This window comes from Solibacillus kalamii (genome assembly GCF_002174535.1).
GTDB lineage: Bacteria > Bacillota > Bacilli > Bacillales_A > Planococcaceae > Solibacillus > Solibacillus silvestris.
Map to the genome: position 1 here is coordinate 146,962 of NZ_NHNT01000004.1, position 15,547 is coordinate 162,508.

The window sequence follows — 15,547 nt, forward strand, 5'->3', positions numbered from 1 at the left end:
CGGCGCGGTGATCGGTTTTTATTTTATCGGGACTTATTTTATCGACTATTTGACAGGGCGATTCGTGCCCTTAGTAAAGCAATTCCTATATTTTCTATAATTAAGTGAGGAGGAAGGAAAAATGAAAAACAATAAATTATACCTCCAGCTTTTTCTTATGTTTGTGGTGGCAACTGCACTCAGTTTAATTTTTACTAATGGCGGTCGTTATTTAGGAAAAACTTTTTATGAATCGCAAAACTATAACAACGAGGCAGAGAACTTAGTTTACGAGTTCTCGCAATATGTGTTTAACACGCCGACGGAAGAGGAATTTAAAGGGGCTTTAACAGTATCGGATGAGGAAATGTACGATTACCGTACATATTACGGCTCCCTTGCTGAGCAAATTCAAAATATTAAAGAGCAGTATTCAAGCGAAATAAACGCAACACAAGATCAGGAAGTAATTGAGGCAATCGAACAAGAACGTGATGCCAAAATTGCTGACATTAAGAAAAACTTTGAAGATGATGAGTATGTAAAAGAAAAAATACTAGTAATTAAGAAAAAAGCAATTCAGCAGAAGCTAAAAGAAATTGAAAGAGAAAAGAAAGAAGTTTTGAGCAAATACAATCACTTTGCTTATGAATTTAAAGATGAAAAAACCGGAGAAGTTTACCGTAATGGCGATATTAGTGAAAAGAGTGTCTTTAAAAAACAAGTAAATAATGTAGGGAAAAACCTCTCAGGTCTCTATCCGCTTAATTATTATGAGTATGATAGCATGGGGATTCTGCAAGATAGCTATACACTTGAGCAGGATTTATCGGATATTTCGGGTGTTGTAACTGTGCCGGCTAGTTGGATCGCAAACACTCATATAAGCAATGAAAAAAGTGCGTTTATCATTACGAAATATGTGTATTACGGCATTATTCTTGGGGGAATTATCAGTTTCGTTTTATTGATGACTTCTTTAAAACCGACGCTTGAACAGTTCAATCGTAAGTTCCAGCTACGTGAATTATTTGAACGTTTCCCTATTGATATTCGCATCGTAGCAACGCTTATTGCAACATACTTCGCGTTTATATTTAATGATTCTTTTACAGGATCCATACAGAAGCTAATTTATTACTATACTGATAATCGTTCCGGTTTTCTTACGGATTTCATCGTAACAGGCGTTATCAGTTTTGCGCTTATTGTTGCAATTGTCTTTATGGTTGTCTCCATATGGGTAAGTTTAAAAGAGCAGCGTGACTTGGAGAAAATCTGGCCGGAGACATTTACGGCGAAGTTTGTAGATGGTGCCATCTCAATGTTTGAAAATCGTTCAATCGGGATGCAGTCACTAATATTGCTTCTTGTTGTTTTCCTTGGAGGCTTTGGATTTGCCGTTGTTATGACAGCAGGCAGTTTCGGTGTTTTCCTGTTCTATATGTTTTTATTTGTAGTGTTCTTTATTCCGGCACTTTACATTTTTATGCGTCGTATGGGCTACCTGAACCGTATTATGCAGCATACTGAAAACATGGCGCATGGCCGTCTCACAAAAGATTTAAAAGTGAAAGGGAAATCTCCGTTAGCGAGACATGCCGAAAATTTAAATGGGCTTCGTGAAGGTGTCCGTAACAGTATGAATGAACAGGCAAAAAGTGAGCAGATGAAAACAGAGCTCATTACGAATGTCAGCCATGATTTGCGTACACCGCTCACATCAATTATTACGTATACGGATTTACTGAAGAATCCAGCAATCACAGAGGAAGAGCGAAAAAAATATATCGACATTTTAGATGCGAAATCGAATCGTTTAAAAACATTAATTGAAGATTTATTTGAAGTATCGAAAATGGCAAGCGGCAATGTAGAAATTACGAAACAGCGCATCGACTTAGCACAACTGTTGCAGCAGGCAGTCGGTGAGCATGGAGAAGACTTTGCAGCAGCCAATTTGGATTTGCGTATCAATATCGCAGAACAGCCGATTTATGCTCGTGTGGACGGGCAAAAATGGTGGCGTGTCATTGATAACTTAATTATTAACGCACGTAAATATTCGTTGGAAGGCACACGTGTTTACGTCAACTTGAAGTCGCATGAGGGGAATGCCGAATTGACTGTGAAAAATGTAGCGAAATACGAGCTGAACGAGGAAGCGTCCCAGTTAATCGAGCGTTTCAAACGTGCCGATACATCACGTCATACAGAAGGCTCAGGACTGGGGCTAGCCATTGCACAGTCAATTGTTGATTTGCATGACGGGCAACTGGACATCGCAGTTGATGGGGATCTGTTTAAAGTGACGGTTAGTATTCCAACAGATAAATAAGGAATGAAAACTGCAGCGAGGGGTGTGTGCCTTGCTGTAGTTTTTTATTTTGGTGGTGCGCGTGGGATATATTGGAAGAAAAAAGTATTATTAAAAAAGTGCATCGGATATTTGAAATTTCGGATCTGTTATTCGAAAAGTTCATGCACATATTAGAAAATCCGGCGAGGCTATTAGAAAACCCGGTTTTATTAGAACAAGTGAATGCCATATTAGAAAAAAGCCGGATTTATTAGAAAACCGCAACAGATCGTCTTTGACTTTTTAAAAGATGATAATATTATTGACTAACGCCATAAGTCCAAAATATAGTAAAATAGCACATTGTAGATAAAAAATAAGTTAGGAGCAACATTCCGATGCGTATACTTTTAGGAATAGTAGCATTAGCGATATACAGTGGTCTCACTTTTTATCTTGGCTGGAATTTTAGGGCATGGCTGTTGTCGATTCAGCAATTTCGCTGGCCAATTATTTATTGGACAGTGCTGTTTCTCGTATCATACGGTTATTTTATAGGAAAGCTCCATCCACTGTTCACGCCCTTCTCGGTGCTCGGCAGCTATTGGATGTTCTTTTTGCAGTACGGGCTCTTCCTTTGTATCATCGCCAACTTAATCATCAAGTTTACACCGCTTACAACGAAAATGGTCGGTACAGGGGTTGTTGGTTTACTCGTTGTTTTATTGATTGCAGGTACATATTTTGCTTATTCACCGGTAGTTCGAAATGCGACAATCAACATCGATAAACCTGGAGATGATATGCGTATCGTGATGGCATCGGATTTCCACCTCGGTTTGTTGTCAGGGAAAGGACATTTGGAGAAATTTGTTGCGCTTTCAAATGAACAAAATCCTGATTTAGTGCTTCTTCCGGGTGATATTGTCGATGATAGTCCAAAGCGCTTTGTCGAAAAAGACATGGGCGAAGTGATGAAAAATTTAAAGGCGACATATGGTGTATACGGAGTACTGGGTAACCATGAATATTACGGTAATGAAATACCGGAATTTAAAAAGGAAATGGCTGAAGCAAACGTTAAAATTTTAATGGATGAAACAATTTTAGTGGCGAATCGTTTTTATTTAACAGGGCGGGAAGATGTGACGAACAAAAACCGTTTAGCCTTAAATGAGATGCAGCCCGAAAAGGAAAACTTGCCTTGGTTTGTTATGAACCATACGCCGCTGGATTTGGATGAGCCGGCTCGTTTAGGAGTGGATCTCCATGTTTCGGGACATACGCACCGCGGTCAAATGTGGCCAAACCACCTCATAACAGAAAGAACTTTTGAGTTGGATTACGGCCTTCTCAAAAAAGAGCAGTTACATGCGCTTGTTTCGAGCGGCTTTGGTTTTTGGGGGCCTCCGACACGTATTGGCAGTCGCTCCGAATTATGGGTAATAGATGTAAAATTTAGCGAATAAGAAAGCAAAAAGGGGAACAGAAAATGGAATGGATTGAGCTATTAAAAGCTTTAATTTTAGGGTTTGTCGAAGGGATGACCGAATTTGCGCCAGTTTCCTCAACAGGACATATGATTATTGTTGATGATATGTGGTTGCAGACGAAGGAATTTTTAGGATCAGGTTCGGCAAATACATTTAAAATTGTTATTCAGCTAGGATCGATATTGGCAGTCGTTTTCGTTATGTGGAAACGATTACTAAGTTTAGTTGGATTATATAAAATAGAAGGACAGAAGAAGACTCGTTTTAATCTGGGACATGTGATTATCGGTATTATTCCAGCAGGTATTTTTGGAGTACTGTTTGAAGATTTTATCGATGAAAATCTATTCAGCATCAAAACCGTAATTGTAGGATTAATTATCGGAGCGATCTTTATGATTATTGCTGATAAATTTGGACCTAAAAAGCCGGCCATTACGTCACTGGATGATATTTCGTACAGTAAAGCATTGAAAATAGGACTTATCCAATGTCTATCGCTTTGGCCAGGGTTTTCACGTTCTGGCTCAACGATTTCAGGCGGGGTACTTCTTGGGTTGGATCATAAAACAGCTGCGGACTTTACGTTCATTATGGCCGTACCGATTATGGCGGGGGCAAGCGGATTGTCTCTTGTTAAGAACTGGGATCAAATTAACGCCGATCACTTTTGGTTTTATGTAGTCGGCTTTGTGAGCGCATTTGTATTTGCACTTATTTCGATTAAATTCTTCCTGAAGCTGATTTCTAAAGTGAAATTAACGCCATTCGCGATTTACCGAATTGTGCTGGCACTTATATTAATCATCGTTTTAGCTGTATAACAAGTAAAAGGAGCTGTCTCGCAATAATATGCGCGGGACAGCTCCTTTTTGCCTTTATTTATTGAACAGATCAAATAATCCGCCGATGCCGCCTTCACCTGCGTCTTTACCGCCACCACCTTGAGAAATCGGTGCTGCAGCAAACACACGGCTTGCCAGACGGCTGAATGGCAATGATTGTACCCAAACTGTACCAGGACCGGAAAGCGTTGCAAAGAATAAACCTTCTCCACCGAATAAAGCCGTTTTAATGCCGCTTACCATTTCGATATTGTAGTTTACATCTTGTGTCATCGCAACTAGACAGCCTGTATCAATGCGCAATGTTTCGCCTGGCTGAAGTTTACGTTCATAAATTGTACCGCCTGCATGCACAAAAGCCATACCGTCTCCTTCAAGCTTTTGCATAATAAACCCTTCACCACCGAAGAATCCTGTACCTAATTTCTTCTGGAATTCTACGCCAACCGATACACCTTTTGCCGCAGCTAAAAATGCGTCTTTTTGACAGATGATTTTGCCGTCCAATTCGCTTAAATTCATAGGAATGATTTTACCTGGATATGGAGAAGCAAAATACACTTTACGCTTGCCCATGCCGTTGTTAGTGAACGTTGTCATGAATAAGCTTTCACCTGTAATTAAACGTTTTCCTGCGCCAAGTAATTTCCCCATCAATCCGGAGCCCTGACTTGCAGAGCCATCACCAAATACTGTTTCCATCTGGATTTGATCTTCCATCATCATTAAACTTCCGGCTTCCGCTACAACCGTCTCCTGTGGGTCAAGCTCCACCTCTACAAACTGCATATCATCGCCGTGTAAAACGTAGTCGATTTCGTGATTTTTCATTTTTATGTCCCCTTACAATTCAATTTAATATTTACAATAATAGATACGCTTAAAGATTCCAAAAGTTTCAAAACGGTGGAAATAATATTTGGCAATGAATAATATTCGTTCGTTATTCTTTTTGAGAGAAAAAGGGAATAAAGTAGAGAATGTCGAATAATAAAAAGGTAAATGAGAATTTGTGAGGTGGAGAAATGAAGCTGTTAAATTTTATTGGTGGAGAATGGATAGAAGACAATTCATTGCAAACGATGCCTGTGATCAATCCTGCAAATGGTGAACAGTTAGGAACGATACCACTTTCGACAAAATTCCAAGTCGAACTTGCTGCACAAAAGGCGAAAGAGGCCCAAAAACAATGGGCGCTTGTCCCTGCGCCAAAGCGTGCGGATTATTTATATGAAATTGCATTTAAACTGAAAGAAAAGAAAGAACATCTTGCGCAAATATTAACGAAGGAAATGGGCAAGGTCATTGAAGAAGCACGCGGGGAAGTACAAGAAGGAATCGACATGGCACTTTATATGGCAGCGGAGGGAAGACGTTTATTTGGAGAAACGGTCCCGTCGGAATTGCCGAATAAGTTTGCGATGAGTGTACGCGCACCGATTGGAGTGGCTGGACTTATTACGCCGTGGAATTTCCCGATTGCAATTGCAACATGGAAGTCTTTCCCTGCACTCGTTGCCGGTAATACGGTTGTATGGAAGCCTTCTAACGAAACTCCTTTTATGGCTTACGAGCTTGCCAAAATAGTTGAAGAGGTTGGCTTACCGCCTGGTGTCGTCAACGTTGTATTCGGTTCTGGTCCTACGGTGGGAACAGCAATCGTCGAGCATCCGGACATCAGAGTGATTTCCTTTACGGGATCAACAACGACAGGAAGCAAAGTAGCCGAGCTTGGCGGAAAACATCTGAAAAAAGTTTCGCTTGAAATGGGCGGAAAAAATGCGGTCATTGTAATGGATGATGCTAATTTGGATTTAGCGCTTGAAGGTATTTTATGGAGTGCTTTTGGTACGGCTGGGCAGCGCTGTACAGCATGTAGCCGTGTAATCGTGCATAAAAATGTAAAACAGGAGTTGGAAAATCGTCTTGTGGAAGCAACGAAGCAGCTGACAATAGGAGATGGATTGGATCCTTCAGTTAAAGTAGGGCCAGTCATTAATAAGGCCGCGCTGGAAAAAATTAATCATTATGTACAGATCGGTAAGCAGCAAGGCGCAAACTTGCTGATTGGCGGAGAAATTTTATCAGAAGGCGAATTGTCAAAAGGCTATTACTATGCCCCGACAATTTTTACCGATGTGGAGGCAACTAGTATTCTTGCACAGGAGGAAATTTTCGGTCCTGTTATTAGTATTATTGAAGTTAGCAGTTTGGAAGAGGCGATTGAAGTAAATAACGGTGTGAAGTTTGGCTTATCAAGCTCGATTTTCTCACAAGATATCAACAAAATTTTCAAAGCACAGCAGTTGCTTGATACAGGAATTGTTTATGTAAATGCCGGTACAACAGGTGCGGAAATTCACTTGCCGTTTGGCGGTACAAAAGGTACAGGAAATGGCCACCGCGATTCAGGGCAGGCAGCGCTTGATGTGTATACGGAGTGGAAGAGTATTTATGTAGACTACAGCGGCAAGTTGCAACGTGCCCAAATCGATAATAACGCTTGATGATTCATCTATTCGAATCATCACATCTCAAAAAATATATGGACGCAATCACGCTGATGCGTAATTGACTTAATAAAAAGGGGATGTTTACATGAAAGTAGTAGTGTTAGGTGCAGGATTGATGGGGAAAGAAGTAGCACGCGATTTAGTCCGTAGTGAAGATGTGAAGAAGATTTTTTTAGCCGATGTTTCAACAGCTCCTGCAAAGGAATTCGTTAATTCATTAAATACAGATAAGGTGGAAGTTGTACAGCTTGATGCAGAAGATGACAAAGCATTGCGTGATGTCATCAGCCACGGCGATGTAGTAGTGAATGCGCTGTTCTATAAGTTTAATGAACGTGTGGCAAAAGCGGCAATTGATGCAGGGGTACATTCAGTAGACTTAGGAGGCCACATTGGAGGGATTACAGAATCTATTTTCGAGCTGCACGGTCAGGCAGTCGATAAAGGTGTCACGATTATTCCGGATTTAGGTGTAGCACCGGGAATGATTAATATTTTGACAGGTTATGGGGCGACAAAGATTGATTCGGTAGAGTCGATCAAACTTTATGTAGGTGGAATTCCAACAACACCACAGCCTCCATTACATTATATTCGTGTGTTCTCGCTGGATGGAGTATTCGATCACTATACAGAGCCTTCGAAAATGATTCAAAAGGGTGTGCTTGCTGAGGTCGAGTCTTTAACTGGACTGGAGCCGATCTACTTTGACGAGTTTGGAGTATTGGAGGCGTTCTACACATCAGGCGGAATTTCAACTTTATATAAAACATTCCCTCATGTGAAAACACTCGAATACAAGACGATCCGATATAAAGGGCATGCCGAGCAGTTTAAACTGCTTGCTGACTTAGGCTTCCTTGATAAAAACAATACCGTTGAAGCTGGCGGTCGTGAAGTAAATGTCCGAGAAGTAACAAGAGAAGTATTAGAGAAAAAACTGGATATCGGCAATAATGTCGATGCCGTATTATTACGTGCAATTATTTCAGGTGAAAAATCAGAAGAGCAAATTACGTATGAATATGAAATGGTCGTACGAAAAGATACAGAGCAAAACGTGACAGCGATGGCCCGTGCGACAGCAAATACGATTTCAATCGTGGCCCAAATGATCGGCAAAGGACTGATTGGAGAGCGCGGTGTATTTGCACCGGAAACTGTTGTACCAGGTCGTGAGTTTATTCAGGAAATGGCAAGCCGTGGTGTTGACATTAAAGAAACATCACACCGTTCATCGATGATTGTAAAGTGGTAGGGGTGAAGGGATGAATTTCGAGTTCACAGAAGAACAGACACTTTTACGAAAAACTGTAAGGCAATTCGTTGATGCAGAGATTATCCCTTATATTGCGGAATGGGATGCGGGCGGTGGTTTTGACCCGAAAATATGGAAGCGTCTCGCCGAACTGGGCTTAATGGGAGTTTGTGTACCGGAGAAGTACGGCGGAGCAGGAATGGACTATAATTCGCTTGCAATTGTCTGTGAGGAGCTGGAGCGCGGAGATACGGCATTTCGTACAGCCGTTTCCGTGCATACTGGCTTGAATAGTATGACGCTCATGCAATGGGGAACAGAAGAACAGAAGGAAAAATATTTGCTGCCCCAGGCAAAGGGAGAGAAAATCGGCGCGTTCGGTCTGACAGAACCTGGTGCCGGCTCGGATGTTGCGGCGATGAGTTCATTTGCGAAGCGCAATGGGGACCATTATATTTTAAACGGTCAAAAGACATGGATTTCCTTATGTGATATTGCGGATCATTTCCTTGTCTTTGCGTATACAGATAAGGAAAAAGCGCATCACGGGATTTCCGCATTTATCGTCGAGCGTGAATGGGCAGGGTTTAGCTCAAAGGCGATAAAGGGCAAATACGGTATTCGTGCAGGCAATACAGGTGAACTGTTCTTTGAGGACGTCAAAGTACCGGCAGAAAATTTGCTCGGTGAAGAAGGGGAAGGGTTTAAAATTGCGATGTCCGCACTGGATAATGGCCGTTTTACTGTTGCTGCAGGCGCGGTTGGCTTAATACAGTCGTGTATCGAAGCGAGCGTCAAGTACTGCAAAGAACGGGAAACTTTCGGTAAGCCGATTGGTGAGCATCAACTAGTCGGTCAAATGCTCGCAAAAATGGAAGCAGGCTATGAAATGAGTCGCTTGCTCGTGTATCGTGCAGGTGAGCTGAAAAATAAAGGCGTGCGCAACACTAGGGAAACATCTCTCGCCAAATGGCAGGCGTGCGACTTTGCGAATAAAGCTGCGGATGATGCAGTTCAAATCCACGGGGCGTACGGTTATTCCGATGAGTACCCGGTAGCCCGTTATTTACGCAATTCCAAAGCACCGGTCATTTATGAAGGGACACGTGAAATCCATACAATGATGCAGGCAGATTATGTGCTTGGCAAACGCGCGGATAAGAAATTACGCCGGATGCTGCAAAGCTGGCCGTTTGAATAACTTCATGAAGCGGAAGGGTTATGCAGACCTTTCGCTTTTTTTATATTGTAAGCAGCAGACAGGTGATTCGGCCGGATTGACGAAGATAAAGGTAATAGTGGCTAATAAAAAATAAATACGGCTAATATATTTCAAATTGGCGAATACCTTGCTGGATTTGACGATTATGTTAAGTGAAATGACGAATATGAAAAGGAAAGTGACGAATAAGTCAGTCCAAGTGGCGATTACTGCCTAGAAATGGTCCAATACATTTATACTGTCGAGTAAATTAGGCGTCTTTGCCATTTGGAAATTCATGTTAATATAAAATTGAAATAATGAATCAGTATTAAAGGGGAGATTTGAAGTGGCAATAATTCGGACAATGCATGTTGAAGACATACCTCAAGTTCAGGATGTGGCAAAAAAATCTTGGAATGCTACATATGAAGGAATCATTCCTTTTGAGATCCAAGAAAAATTCCTGAAGGTTGCCTACAATGACGACAGGATGAAACAACGATTGGAACGTTCTTTTCTTTTTGTAGCTGAAATTGACAGTAATGTTGTAGGGTTCGCGAATTTCTCTCCTGTTAATGATGAGGGGAAAGCGGAACTCGGGGCGATCTACCTTTATCCAGAATATCAGGGAAAAGGGATTGGCTCTGCTTTATTGCAAAAAGGAATTAATGAACTGGAAGGCGTAGAGGAAATTTATATAAACGTCGAAAGGGACAATGAAATTGGCAAGAGCTTTTATGACGCAAAAGGCTTTCAGGTTTTGAAAGAGTTCGATGATGATTTTGAGGGATATACATTAAAAACAGTGCGAATGGTTTTAAATGTATAGCTTTGTCATTAAAGATAATCAAAGGGGGAAATAAATATGAATACTGAAGTTCAAAACCTATACAATAAACTCATTGATGCCTGGAATAGACGTGATGCTCAAGGGATGTCTGATCCATTTGCAGAACATGGAGTCCAAATTGGATTTGACGGAAGTAAGCTGATAGGCAAAGAAGAAATTTTCTCGCATCTTTTAACTATTTTCGAAAACCATCCAACCGCTCCATTTATAACGAAAGTAAAAGAGATACGTTCGCTGGGAACTGATGCAGCAATTTTATATGCTATTGCTGGAATGATTCCTTCTGGAAAATCAGATATTGAACCCGCAGTAAATGCCCATCAAACACTAGTCGCTGTGAAAAAAGACAACGGTTGGCAAGTTGAGCTATTTCAAAATACCCCTGCACAGTTTCATGGAAGACCGGAATTAGTGGAGGAAATGACGGAAGAATTAAGGAAGTTGCTTTAGTTTTAGTGGAGAGTGATAGGAATGGTTGATTGGGAGAAGAATAAGGGAGTGCTGGGTGCGGTCGTTTTATGTGGTGTGATTTGGTTTGCCCATCCGGCACAAGTACAGGTAAACGAATTGGAAGTACAAATAAGTGCTCAATATACAAACGCAAATTCTTTATTGAGAGATACAGTGAAAGAGCTTCTGAAATGGAACTTTAGTGAACCTATAACGGATGAAAATGAAGTGGAGTTTAGTAGGCTAATTAAGGCATATGTGGACGTAACCAGTCTGTTTTTCAGTGGAGATTCTGTACATTTTGAATGGGAGGATAAGGTAGATGATACGAAAATCTATTTCATGAATTATGCGGATGGTTCTCTGCTTTCAGAAGAAGAGGCTACAGATTTGTATCAAATATTGAATGCTACTCGTTATATTTCCAGAGACTTCATGGATTATACGAAGGATAGTGAATTCTATGATGCGATGCATTCAAAGAATCATGAAATGGTGGAAAGAGTTAAAAAGCGACTAGCTGAAAAATATTAAAAGTAGGAGGAGTTCATATGTCTTTAAAAATAGGGGATATTATTACGTTTAAACGTTCGTTTACAATGAAGGATGTTCAATTGTTTACGGAAGTTTCTTGTGATGAGGGGGCGCATCATATTACTCCGGATGAACAAGGGAGACTCGTAATCCAGGGACTACTTACAGCGACATTGCCGACGAAAATTGGCGGAGATGCAAATGTATTGGCTAGAACAATGAATTTCGAGTTTATAAGACCTGTCTATACCGGAGATACAATTAAATGCGAAGTGGAGATTCTGGAATACGAGTGGCATGAAAATAAAAACAGAACGTCAATCGGTACAATCTTTATGTGCAGAAACCAGGATGGAATAGAGGTATTGAAAGGAAGTTTTTCAGGAGTAATTCTTTAGATTATACATAGTGTTTGGGTGGTTTGAGAGTGAAAAGGGCGAGCTTAGCATACTGAGCTTGCTTTTTTATTTTATAAAATGAATAGCAATCAATGTTTTAAATAAGCCGAAAGAGCGAATGCTAAATGAAGTATAAATGACTAAAAGAAGTGTAAATTATGATTCTATATATGGATAAAGAAATAGGTTATATTAACCGAATATTGATATTTCAGTATATTTATTTGGATAATAAAATTATATATGGAATAATTTTATTATTCTAGAGATAAGAGGGGTTACAGAAGATGAAGAAACATGGATACTTATTTTTAGCGATGTTCTCAAGTTTGATGCTTGCCGCATGCGCGGAACAAAAAAGTGAAGAGAAAGAAGTAATTACAACAACTGCTGATCAGAGTGACTGGTCCTATGAGGAATCGACTGGACCTGAACACTGGGGAGAACTCCATCCCAGTAATTTAGCATGTGTGAATGGAAGTGAACAATCGCCGATTAATGTTGAATTTCCCGAAGTGAAAGCAGATGGAAATTTAAAAGGGAATGAGATTCACTATGAACCAACACCGTATACTCTCGAAAATAACGGTCATACGATACAGGCGAATGCCACAACAGAAAGCAATCACATTATTATTGAAGATAATGAGTACAAGCTTTCACAATTTCATTTTCATACACCAAGCGAGCACCAGTTTAACGGTCAAAACTATGATATGGAACTGCATTTAGTACATAGTGACAAGGATGGAAAGCTGGCTGTTATTGGGTTGATGATTCAAGAAGGAAATGAAAATAAACAGTTTGCATCGATGTGGGATGAACTACCGACAGATAAAATGGCAAAAGGTAATTCTGAAAAACATATTATTGACTTACAGGCTTTACTGCCAGAGAATGAAACGACTTTCCAATATGCCGGCTCATTAACGACACCTCCTTGTACAGAAGAAGTACAATGGATTGTTTTTGAGCAGCCGATTGAAATGTCAAAAGCACAAATAGAAGCATTCCAGCAAATTTTCCCGGACAACCACCGTCCTGTTCAGCCGATAAATGAACGGGAAATCAATAAAAGCGGAGAATGAAAAGTTTAGTAAAAGCACGCAAACCATTGTTTGCGTGCTTTTGTATTAATGTTACCGAATCAAAATACATAGCGGATTCTTTTTATTTACTGTATAATTATCTTGAATTCAAGATAAAATATTTCAACGATGGAAAGGTGATTCAGAGTGATTGTACATAATCCTTCTACTAAGCGATTTACAGCAAAGAATGAATGGCAAGAAACCCATTTTAGTTTTTCATTTGGTCCGTATTATGATGAAGAAAATATTCAATTCGGTCCATTGCGTGTTTTAAATGATGATATCGTTAAACCGAACAAAGGGTTTGGCATTCATCCACATAGGGATGCAGAAATTGTATCGATTGTTTTAAAAGGGCAGTTAATGCATGAAGATAATTTAGGGAATGTGGGAACACTTCAGTACGGCAATGTACAAAGAATGACAGCTGGTACGGGGGTACTTCATTCGGAAGTGAATCCAACAGAAGATGAGGATACTCACTTTTTACAATTATGGATTTTGCCAAATGAAAAGCAATTAACGCCATCATATGAAGATATTACATTTGACCATGACAAATTAAGAAATGAACTGTTACCAGTCGTATCTCATAATGCAGAGGAAAGTGTAGCGATGATCCATCAGGATGTTACGCTGTATCTTTCAAAAATAGATGCGGAAAAAGAAATTCAGTTCCAGCAAGAAGAAGGACGTAAAATATATGTATTTGTCATCGAAGGAGAAGTTTCTCTTAACGGTGATGTTACATTACAAAGACGTGATGATGCACGAATCACCGAACTTCATTCGTTAACATTAAAAGCAAAACAGGATGCATTTATCCTTTTAATTGATCTTCCTGGAGGTGAAGGATAAATGCTATATGTTCGTCACACTGTCGGCAGCAGACTATTCTGCGAAACTAAAGAACATGAAATTAATCCCGTAAAAAACAGTTGGGAAATTTCTTTTAAAACCAATAAAGAAACCGCCAATAAGTTATTGAAATTCCGAGATGAACTCAATATTTTTTATGTAGAAGAAGATAACCAAAATCAAAAAACATGGTTCTATTCATCAGAAGGGGATGTCCATTTCTTGGAGGATGAAAGTAAATGTATAATTATTTGTGATCATAAGACTGTTTACCCGGTATAATTATAAAAAGAGGGTCCTGCCTAATAGTTAGACAGGACCCTCTTTCGTTTATTTCAGCATTGTCGTTTTTAAAAATTCTTGAGTTCGCTCTTGTTTCGGATGGTTGAAAAATTGATCAGGGTCGCCGCGCTCGATAATTTTCCCATCATGCATATACACGATCCAGTCAGCCACTTCTCTGGCAAATCCCATTTCATGGGTTACAACAACCATTGTCATTCCTTCTTGAGCCAATTCTTTCATCGTTGTTAAAACCTCTCCCACAAGCTCTGGATCAAGTGCAGATGTCGGTTCATCAAATAGCATAATGTCTGGTTCCATTGCAAGTGCTCTAGCAATTGCTACCCGTTGCTTTTGCCCGCCGGATAGTTTATTAGGGTAGACATCGGCCTTATCTTCCAAGCCGACTTTTTCCAGGAGTTGTTTTGCTTTTGAGATTGCCTCCTTTTTGTCAATGCCCTTAACCATAACTGGGGCCTCAATAATATTTTCCAAAACAGTTTTGTGGGGGAATAAATTGAAATGTTGAAACACCATTCCTACCTTTTCCCTTATGTTGTTAAGGTTATCATTTTTAGGGTCGACTTCTTTTCCACCTATAGTAATACTGCCGCTATCTTTTCTTTCTAAAAAATTCAGACATCGGAGGAGAGTACTTTTCCCTGAGCCACTCGATCCTATTAAACAAACAACATCGCTTTCGTAAACGGTCATATCGATATTTTTTAATACATGCAAGTCGCCAAATGACTTATTCAATTGATTAATTTTAATCATTTCTTTTGCTTCCATTGCTTACGCCTCCTACCTGTCGCTAATTGCTAATCTCTTTTCGAAACGGTTTACTATCAATGTTAACAACGCCACTAATACTAAGTAGTAGATTGCAACAATCAGTAAATAGGTCATTTCGTCAAAGTTATTAGATCCTAGCGTTGTCGCTACATTAAAGAGTTCATTCATCGAAATAAATGCGGCTAACGAAGAATCTTTCAAACCGATTATAAATTGGTTACCCAATGGAGGGAGCGCACGGCGGAAAGCCTGCGGAAGAATAATTCTTCTTAATGTCAGAACTTTTGTCATCCCTAAAGAGCGTCCAGCCTCCATCTGACCTTTATCGACTCCTTGGATAGTACCTCGAAGAATTTCAGAAATGTATGCGCCATTATGAAGCGCCAAAGCTAATGAAGCAGCCCAAAAATCGGGAAGAAGGAAAAGCCCGCTAAGTCCGAAGTAGAGGATAAAGATTTGAACAATTAGCGGTGTTCCGCGGACTAAAAAGACATATATATCTGAAATGAGTTCTAATACTTTTATTTTAGAAATTTTCATCAGGGCAAAGAAAAGCCCGATTACAATACCTATTAAGATGGATACAACCGTCAGCTCCAATGTTAAGAGCATGGCTTTAAGAAAAACATCTTTTGTATCGATTAATACTTCTATAAAATGTGAAAAACTTGGCACTGTACCTACTTCCTTTCTTATAA

At 39.9% G+C, this 15,547-nt stretch carries 16 protein-coding genes; 13 read left to right on the plus strand and 3 right to left on the minus strand.

The features are described 5' to 3' along the window. Positions 1-121 precede the first annotated feature (121 nt). The 3 genes from CBM15_RS08730 (at position 122) to CBM15_RS08740 (ending at position 4,595) form a co-directional block, all read left to right on the plus strand. Positions 122-2,317, plus strand: coding sequence for a sensor histidine kinase (locus tag CBM15_RS08730; protein ID WP_087617158.1), 2,196 nt, complete (start codon positions 122-124; stop codon positions 2,315-2,317). 359 nt (positions 2,318-2,676) lie between these two features. Continuing rightward, the gene (locus tag CBM15_RS08735; protein ID WP_087617159.1) at positions 2,677-3,747 is read left to right on the plus strand and encodes a metallophosphoesterase; all 1,071 of its coding nucleotides are present in this window, start codon (positions 2,677-2,679) and stop codon (positions 3,745-3,747) included. Between the two features lie 23 nt (positions 3,748-3,770). After that, positions 3,771-4,595, plus strand: a complete 825-nt coding sequence (locus CBM15_RS08740) for an undecaprenyl-diphosphate phosphatase (protein ID WP_087617160.1) — start codon at positions 3,771-3,773, stop codon at positions 4,593-4,595. Between the two features lie 54 nt (positions 4,596-4,649). Here the strand turns inward: CBM15_RS08740 and CBM15_RS08745 are convergent, their stop codons facing one another. Beyond that, positions 4,650-5,447, minus strand: a complete 798-nt coding sequence (locus CBM15_RS08745; protein WP_087617161.1) for a TIGR00266 family protein — start codon at positions 5,445-5,447, stop codon at positions 4,650-4,652. Positions 5,448-5,641: 194 nt separating this feature from the next. On the opposite strand from CBM15_RS08745, the gene CBM15_RS08750 reads away from it, so the two are divergent. The 10 genes from CBM15_RS08750 to CBM15_RS08795 all read left to right on the plus strand — a co-directional run bounded on the left by CBM15_RS08750 (position 5,642) and on the right by CBM15_RS08795 (position 14,054). Beyond that, positions 5,642-7,123: an aldehyde dehydrogenase family protein gene (locus CBM15_RS08750; RefSeq protein WP_087617162.1), complete on the plus strand. Its 1,482-nt coding sequence runs from the start codon at positions 5,642-5,644 to the stop codon at positions 7,121-7,123. A gap of 91 nt (positions 7,124-7,214) precedes the next feature. Continuing rightward, positions 7,215-8,387 (plus strand): saccharopine dehydrogenase family protein, encoded by a 1,173-nt coding sequence (locus tag CBM15_RS08755; RefSeq protein ID WP_087617163.1) that lies wholly within the window; start codon positions 7,215-7,217, stop codon positions 8,385-8,387. Positions 8,388-8,397: 10 nt separating this feature from the next. Then, positions 8,398-9,588 (plus strand): acyl-CoA dehydrogenase family protein, encoded by a 1,191-nt coding sequence (locus CBM15_RS08760; RefSeq protein ID WP_087617164.1) that lies wholly within the window; start codon positions 8,398-8,400, stop codon positions 9,586-9,588. Positions 9,589-9,937: 349 nt separating this feature from the next. Then, positions 9,938-10,420, plus strand: coding sequence for a GNAT family N-acetyltransferase (locus CBM15_RS08765; RefSeq protein WP_087617165.1), 483 nt, complete (start codon positions 9,938-9,940; stop codon positions 10,418-10,420). A gap of 36 nt (positions 10,421-10,456) precedes the next feature. After that, a complete protein-coding gene (locus tag CBM15_RS08770; RefSeq protein WP_087617166.1) occupies positions 10,457-10,891 on the plus strand; it encodes an SgcJ/EcaC family oxidoreductase in 435 nt (144 codons plus the stop codon). 21 nt (positions 10,892-10,912) lie between these two features. Next, positions 10,913-11,425 carry a hypothetical protein gene (locus tag CBM15_RS08775; protein WP_087617167.1) on the plus strand — a complete coding sequence of 171 codons (513 nt, stop codon included), beginning with the start codon at positions 10,913-10,915 and terminating at the stop codon, positions 11,423-11,425. A 17-nt stretch (positions 11,426-11,442) separates the two neighbouring features. Beyond that, positions 11,443-11,823 carry a hotdog family protein gene (locus CBM15_RS08780; protein ID WP_087617168.1) on the plus strand — a complete coding sequence of 127 codons (381 nt, stop codon included), beginning with the start codon at positions 11,443-11,445 and terminating at the stop codon, positions 11,821-11,823. Between the two features lie 287 nt (positions 11,824-12,110). Further along, a complete protein-coding gene (locus tag CBM15_RS08785; RefSeq protein WP_087617169.1) occupies positions 12,111-12,911 on the plus strand; it encodes a carbonic anhydrase in 801 nt (266 codons plus the stop codon). A gap of 147 nt (positions 12,912-13,058) precedes the next feature. Continuing rightward, positions 13,059-13,772 carry a pirin family protein gene (locus CBM15_RS08790; protein WP_087617170.1) on the plus strand — a complete coding sequence of 238 codons (714 nt, stop codon included), beginning with the start codon at positions 13,059-13,061 and terminating at the stop codon, positions 13,770-13,772. Then, positions 13,773-14,054 (plus strand): hypothetical protein, encoded by a 282-nt coding sequence (locus CBM15_RS08795; protein ID WP_087617171.1) that lies wholly within the window; start codon positions 13,773-13,775, stop codon positions 14,052-14,054. Positions 14,055-14,102: 48 nt separating this feature from the next. Here CBM15_RS08795 and CBM15_RS08800 read toward each other — a convergent pair whose 3' ends face one another. Both CBM15_RS08800 and CBM15_RS08805 read right to left on the minus strand, forming a co-directional pair. Next, complete coding sequence (locus CBM15_RS08800; protein WP_087617172.1) at positions 14,103-14,846, minus strand: amino acid ABC transporter ATP-binding protein; 744 nt, start codon at positions 14,844-14,846, stop codon at positions 14,103-14,105. 12 nt (positions 14,847-14,858) lie between these two features. Next, positions 14,859-15,524, minus strand: coding sequence for an amino acid ABC transporter permease (locus CBM15_RS08805; RefSeq protein WP_008406276.1), 666 nt, complete (start codon positions 15,522-15,524; stop codon positions 14,859-14,861). Positions 15,525-15,547: the final 23 nt, after the last annotated feature.

Excerpts from the sequence above, each read along its gene's own strand:
- CBM15_RS08730 (WP_087617158.1), top strand. The coding sequence starts at position 122 with ATGAAAAACAATAAATTATACCTCCAGCTTTTTCTTATGTTTGTGGTG.
- CBM15_RS08735 (WP_087617159.1), top strand. The coding sequence starts at position 2,677 with ATGCGTATACTTTTAGGAATAGTAGCATTAGCGATATACAGTGGTCTC.
- CBM15_RS08740 (WP_087617160.1), top strand. The coding sequence starts at position 3,771 with ATGGAATGGATTGAGCTATTAAAAGCTTTAATTTTAGGGTTTGTCGAA.
- CBM15_RS08745 (WP_087617161.1), bottom strand. The coding sequence starts at position 5,447 with ATGAAAAATCACGAAATCGACTACGTTTTACACGGCGATGATATGCAG.
- CBM15_RS08750 (WP_087617162.1), top strand. The coding sequence starts at position 5,642 with ATGAAGCTGTTAAATTTTATTGGTGGAGAATGGATAGAAGACAATTCA.
- CBM15_RS08755 (WP_087617163.1), top strand. The coding sequence starts at position 7,215 with ATGAAAGTAGTAGTGTTAGGTGCAGGATTGATGGGGAAAGAAGTAGCA.
- CBM15_RS08760 (WP_087617164.1), top strand. The coding sequence starts at position 8,398 with ATGAATTTCGAGTTCACAGAAGAACAGACACTTTTACGAAAAACTGTA.
- CBM15_RS08770 (WP_087617166.1), top strand. The coding sequence starts at position 10,457 with ATGAATACTGAAGTTCAAAACCTATACAATAAACTCATTGATGCCTGG.
- CBM15_RS08775 (WP_087617167.1), top strand. The coding sequence starts at position 10,913 with ATGGTTGATTGGGAGAAGAATAAGGGAGTGCTGGGTGCGGTCGTTTTA.
- CBM15_RS08780 (WP_087617168.1), top strand. The coding sequence starts at position 11,443 with ATGTCTTTAAAAATAGGGGATATTATTACGTTTAAACGTTCGTTTACA.
- CBM15_RS08785 (WP_087617169.1), top strand. The coding sequence starts at position 12,111 with ATGAAGAAACATGGATACTTATTTTTAGCGATGTTCTCAAGTTTGATG.
- CBM15_RS08795 (WP_087617171.1), top strand. The coding sequence starts at position 13,773 with ATGCTATATGTTCGTCACACTGTCGGCAGCAGACTATTCTGCGAAACT.
- CBM15_RS08800 (WP_087617172.1), bottom strand. The coding sequence starts at position 14,846 with ATGGAAGCAAAAGAAATGATTAAAATTAATCAATTGAATAAGTCATTT.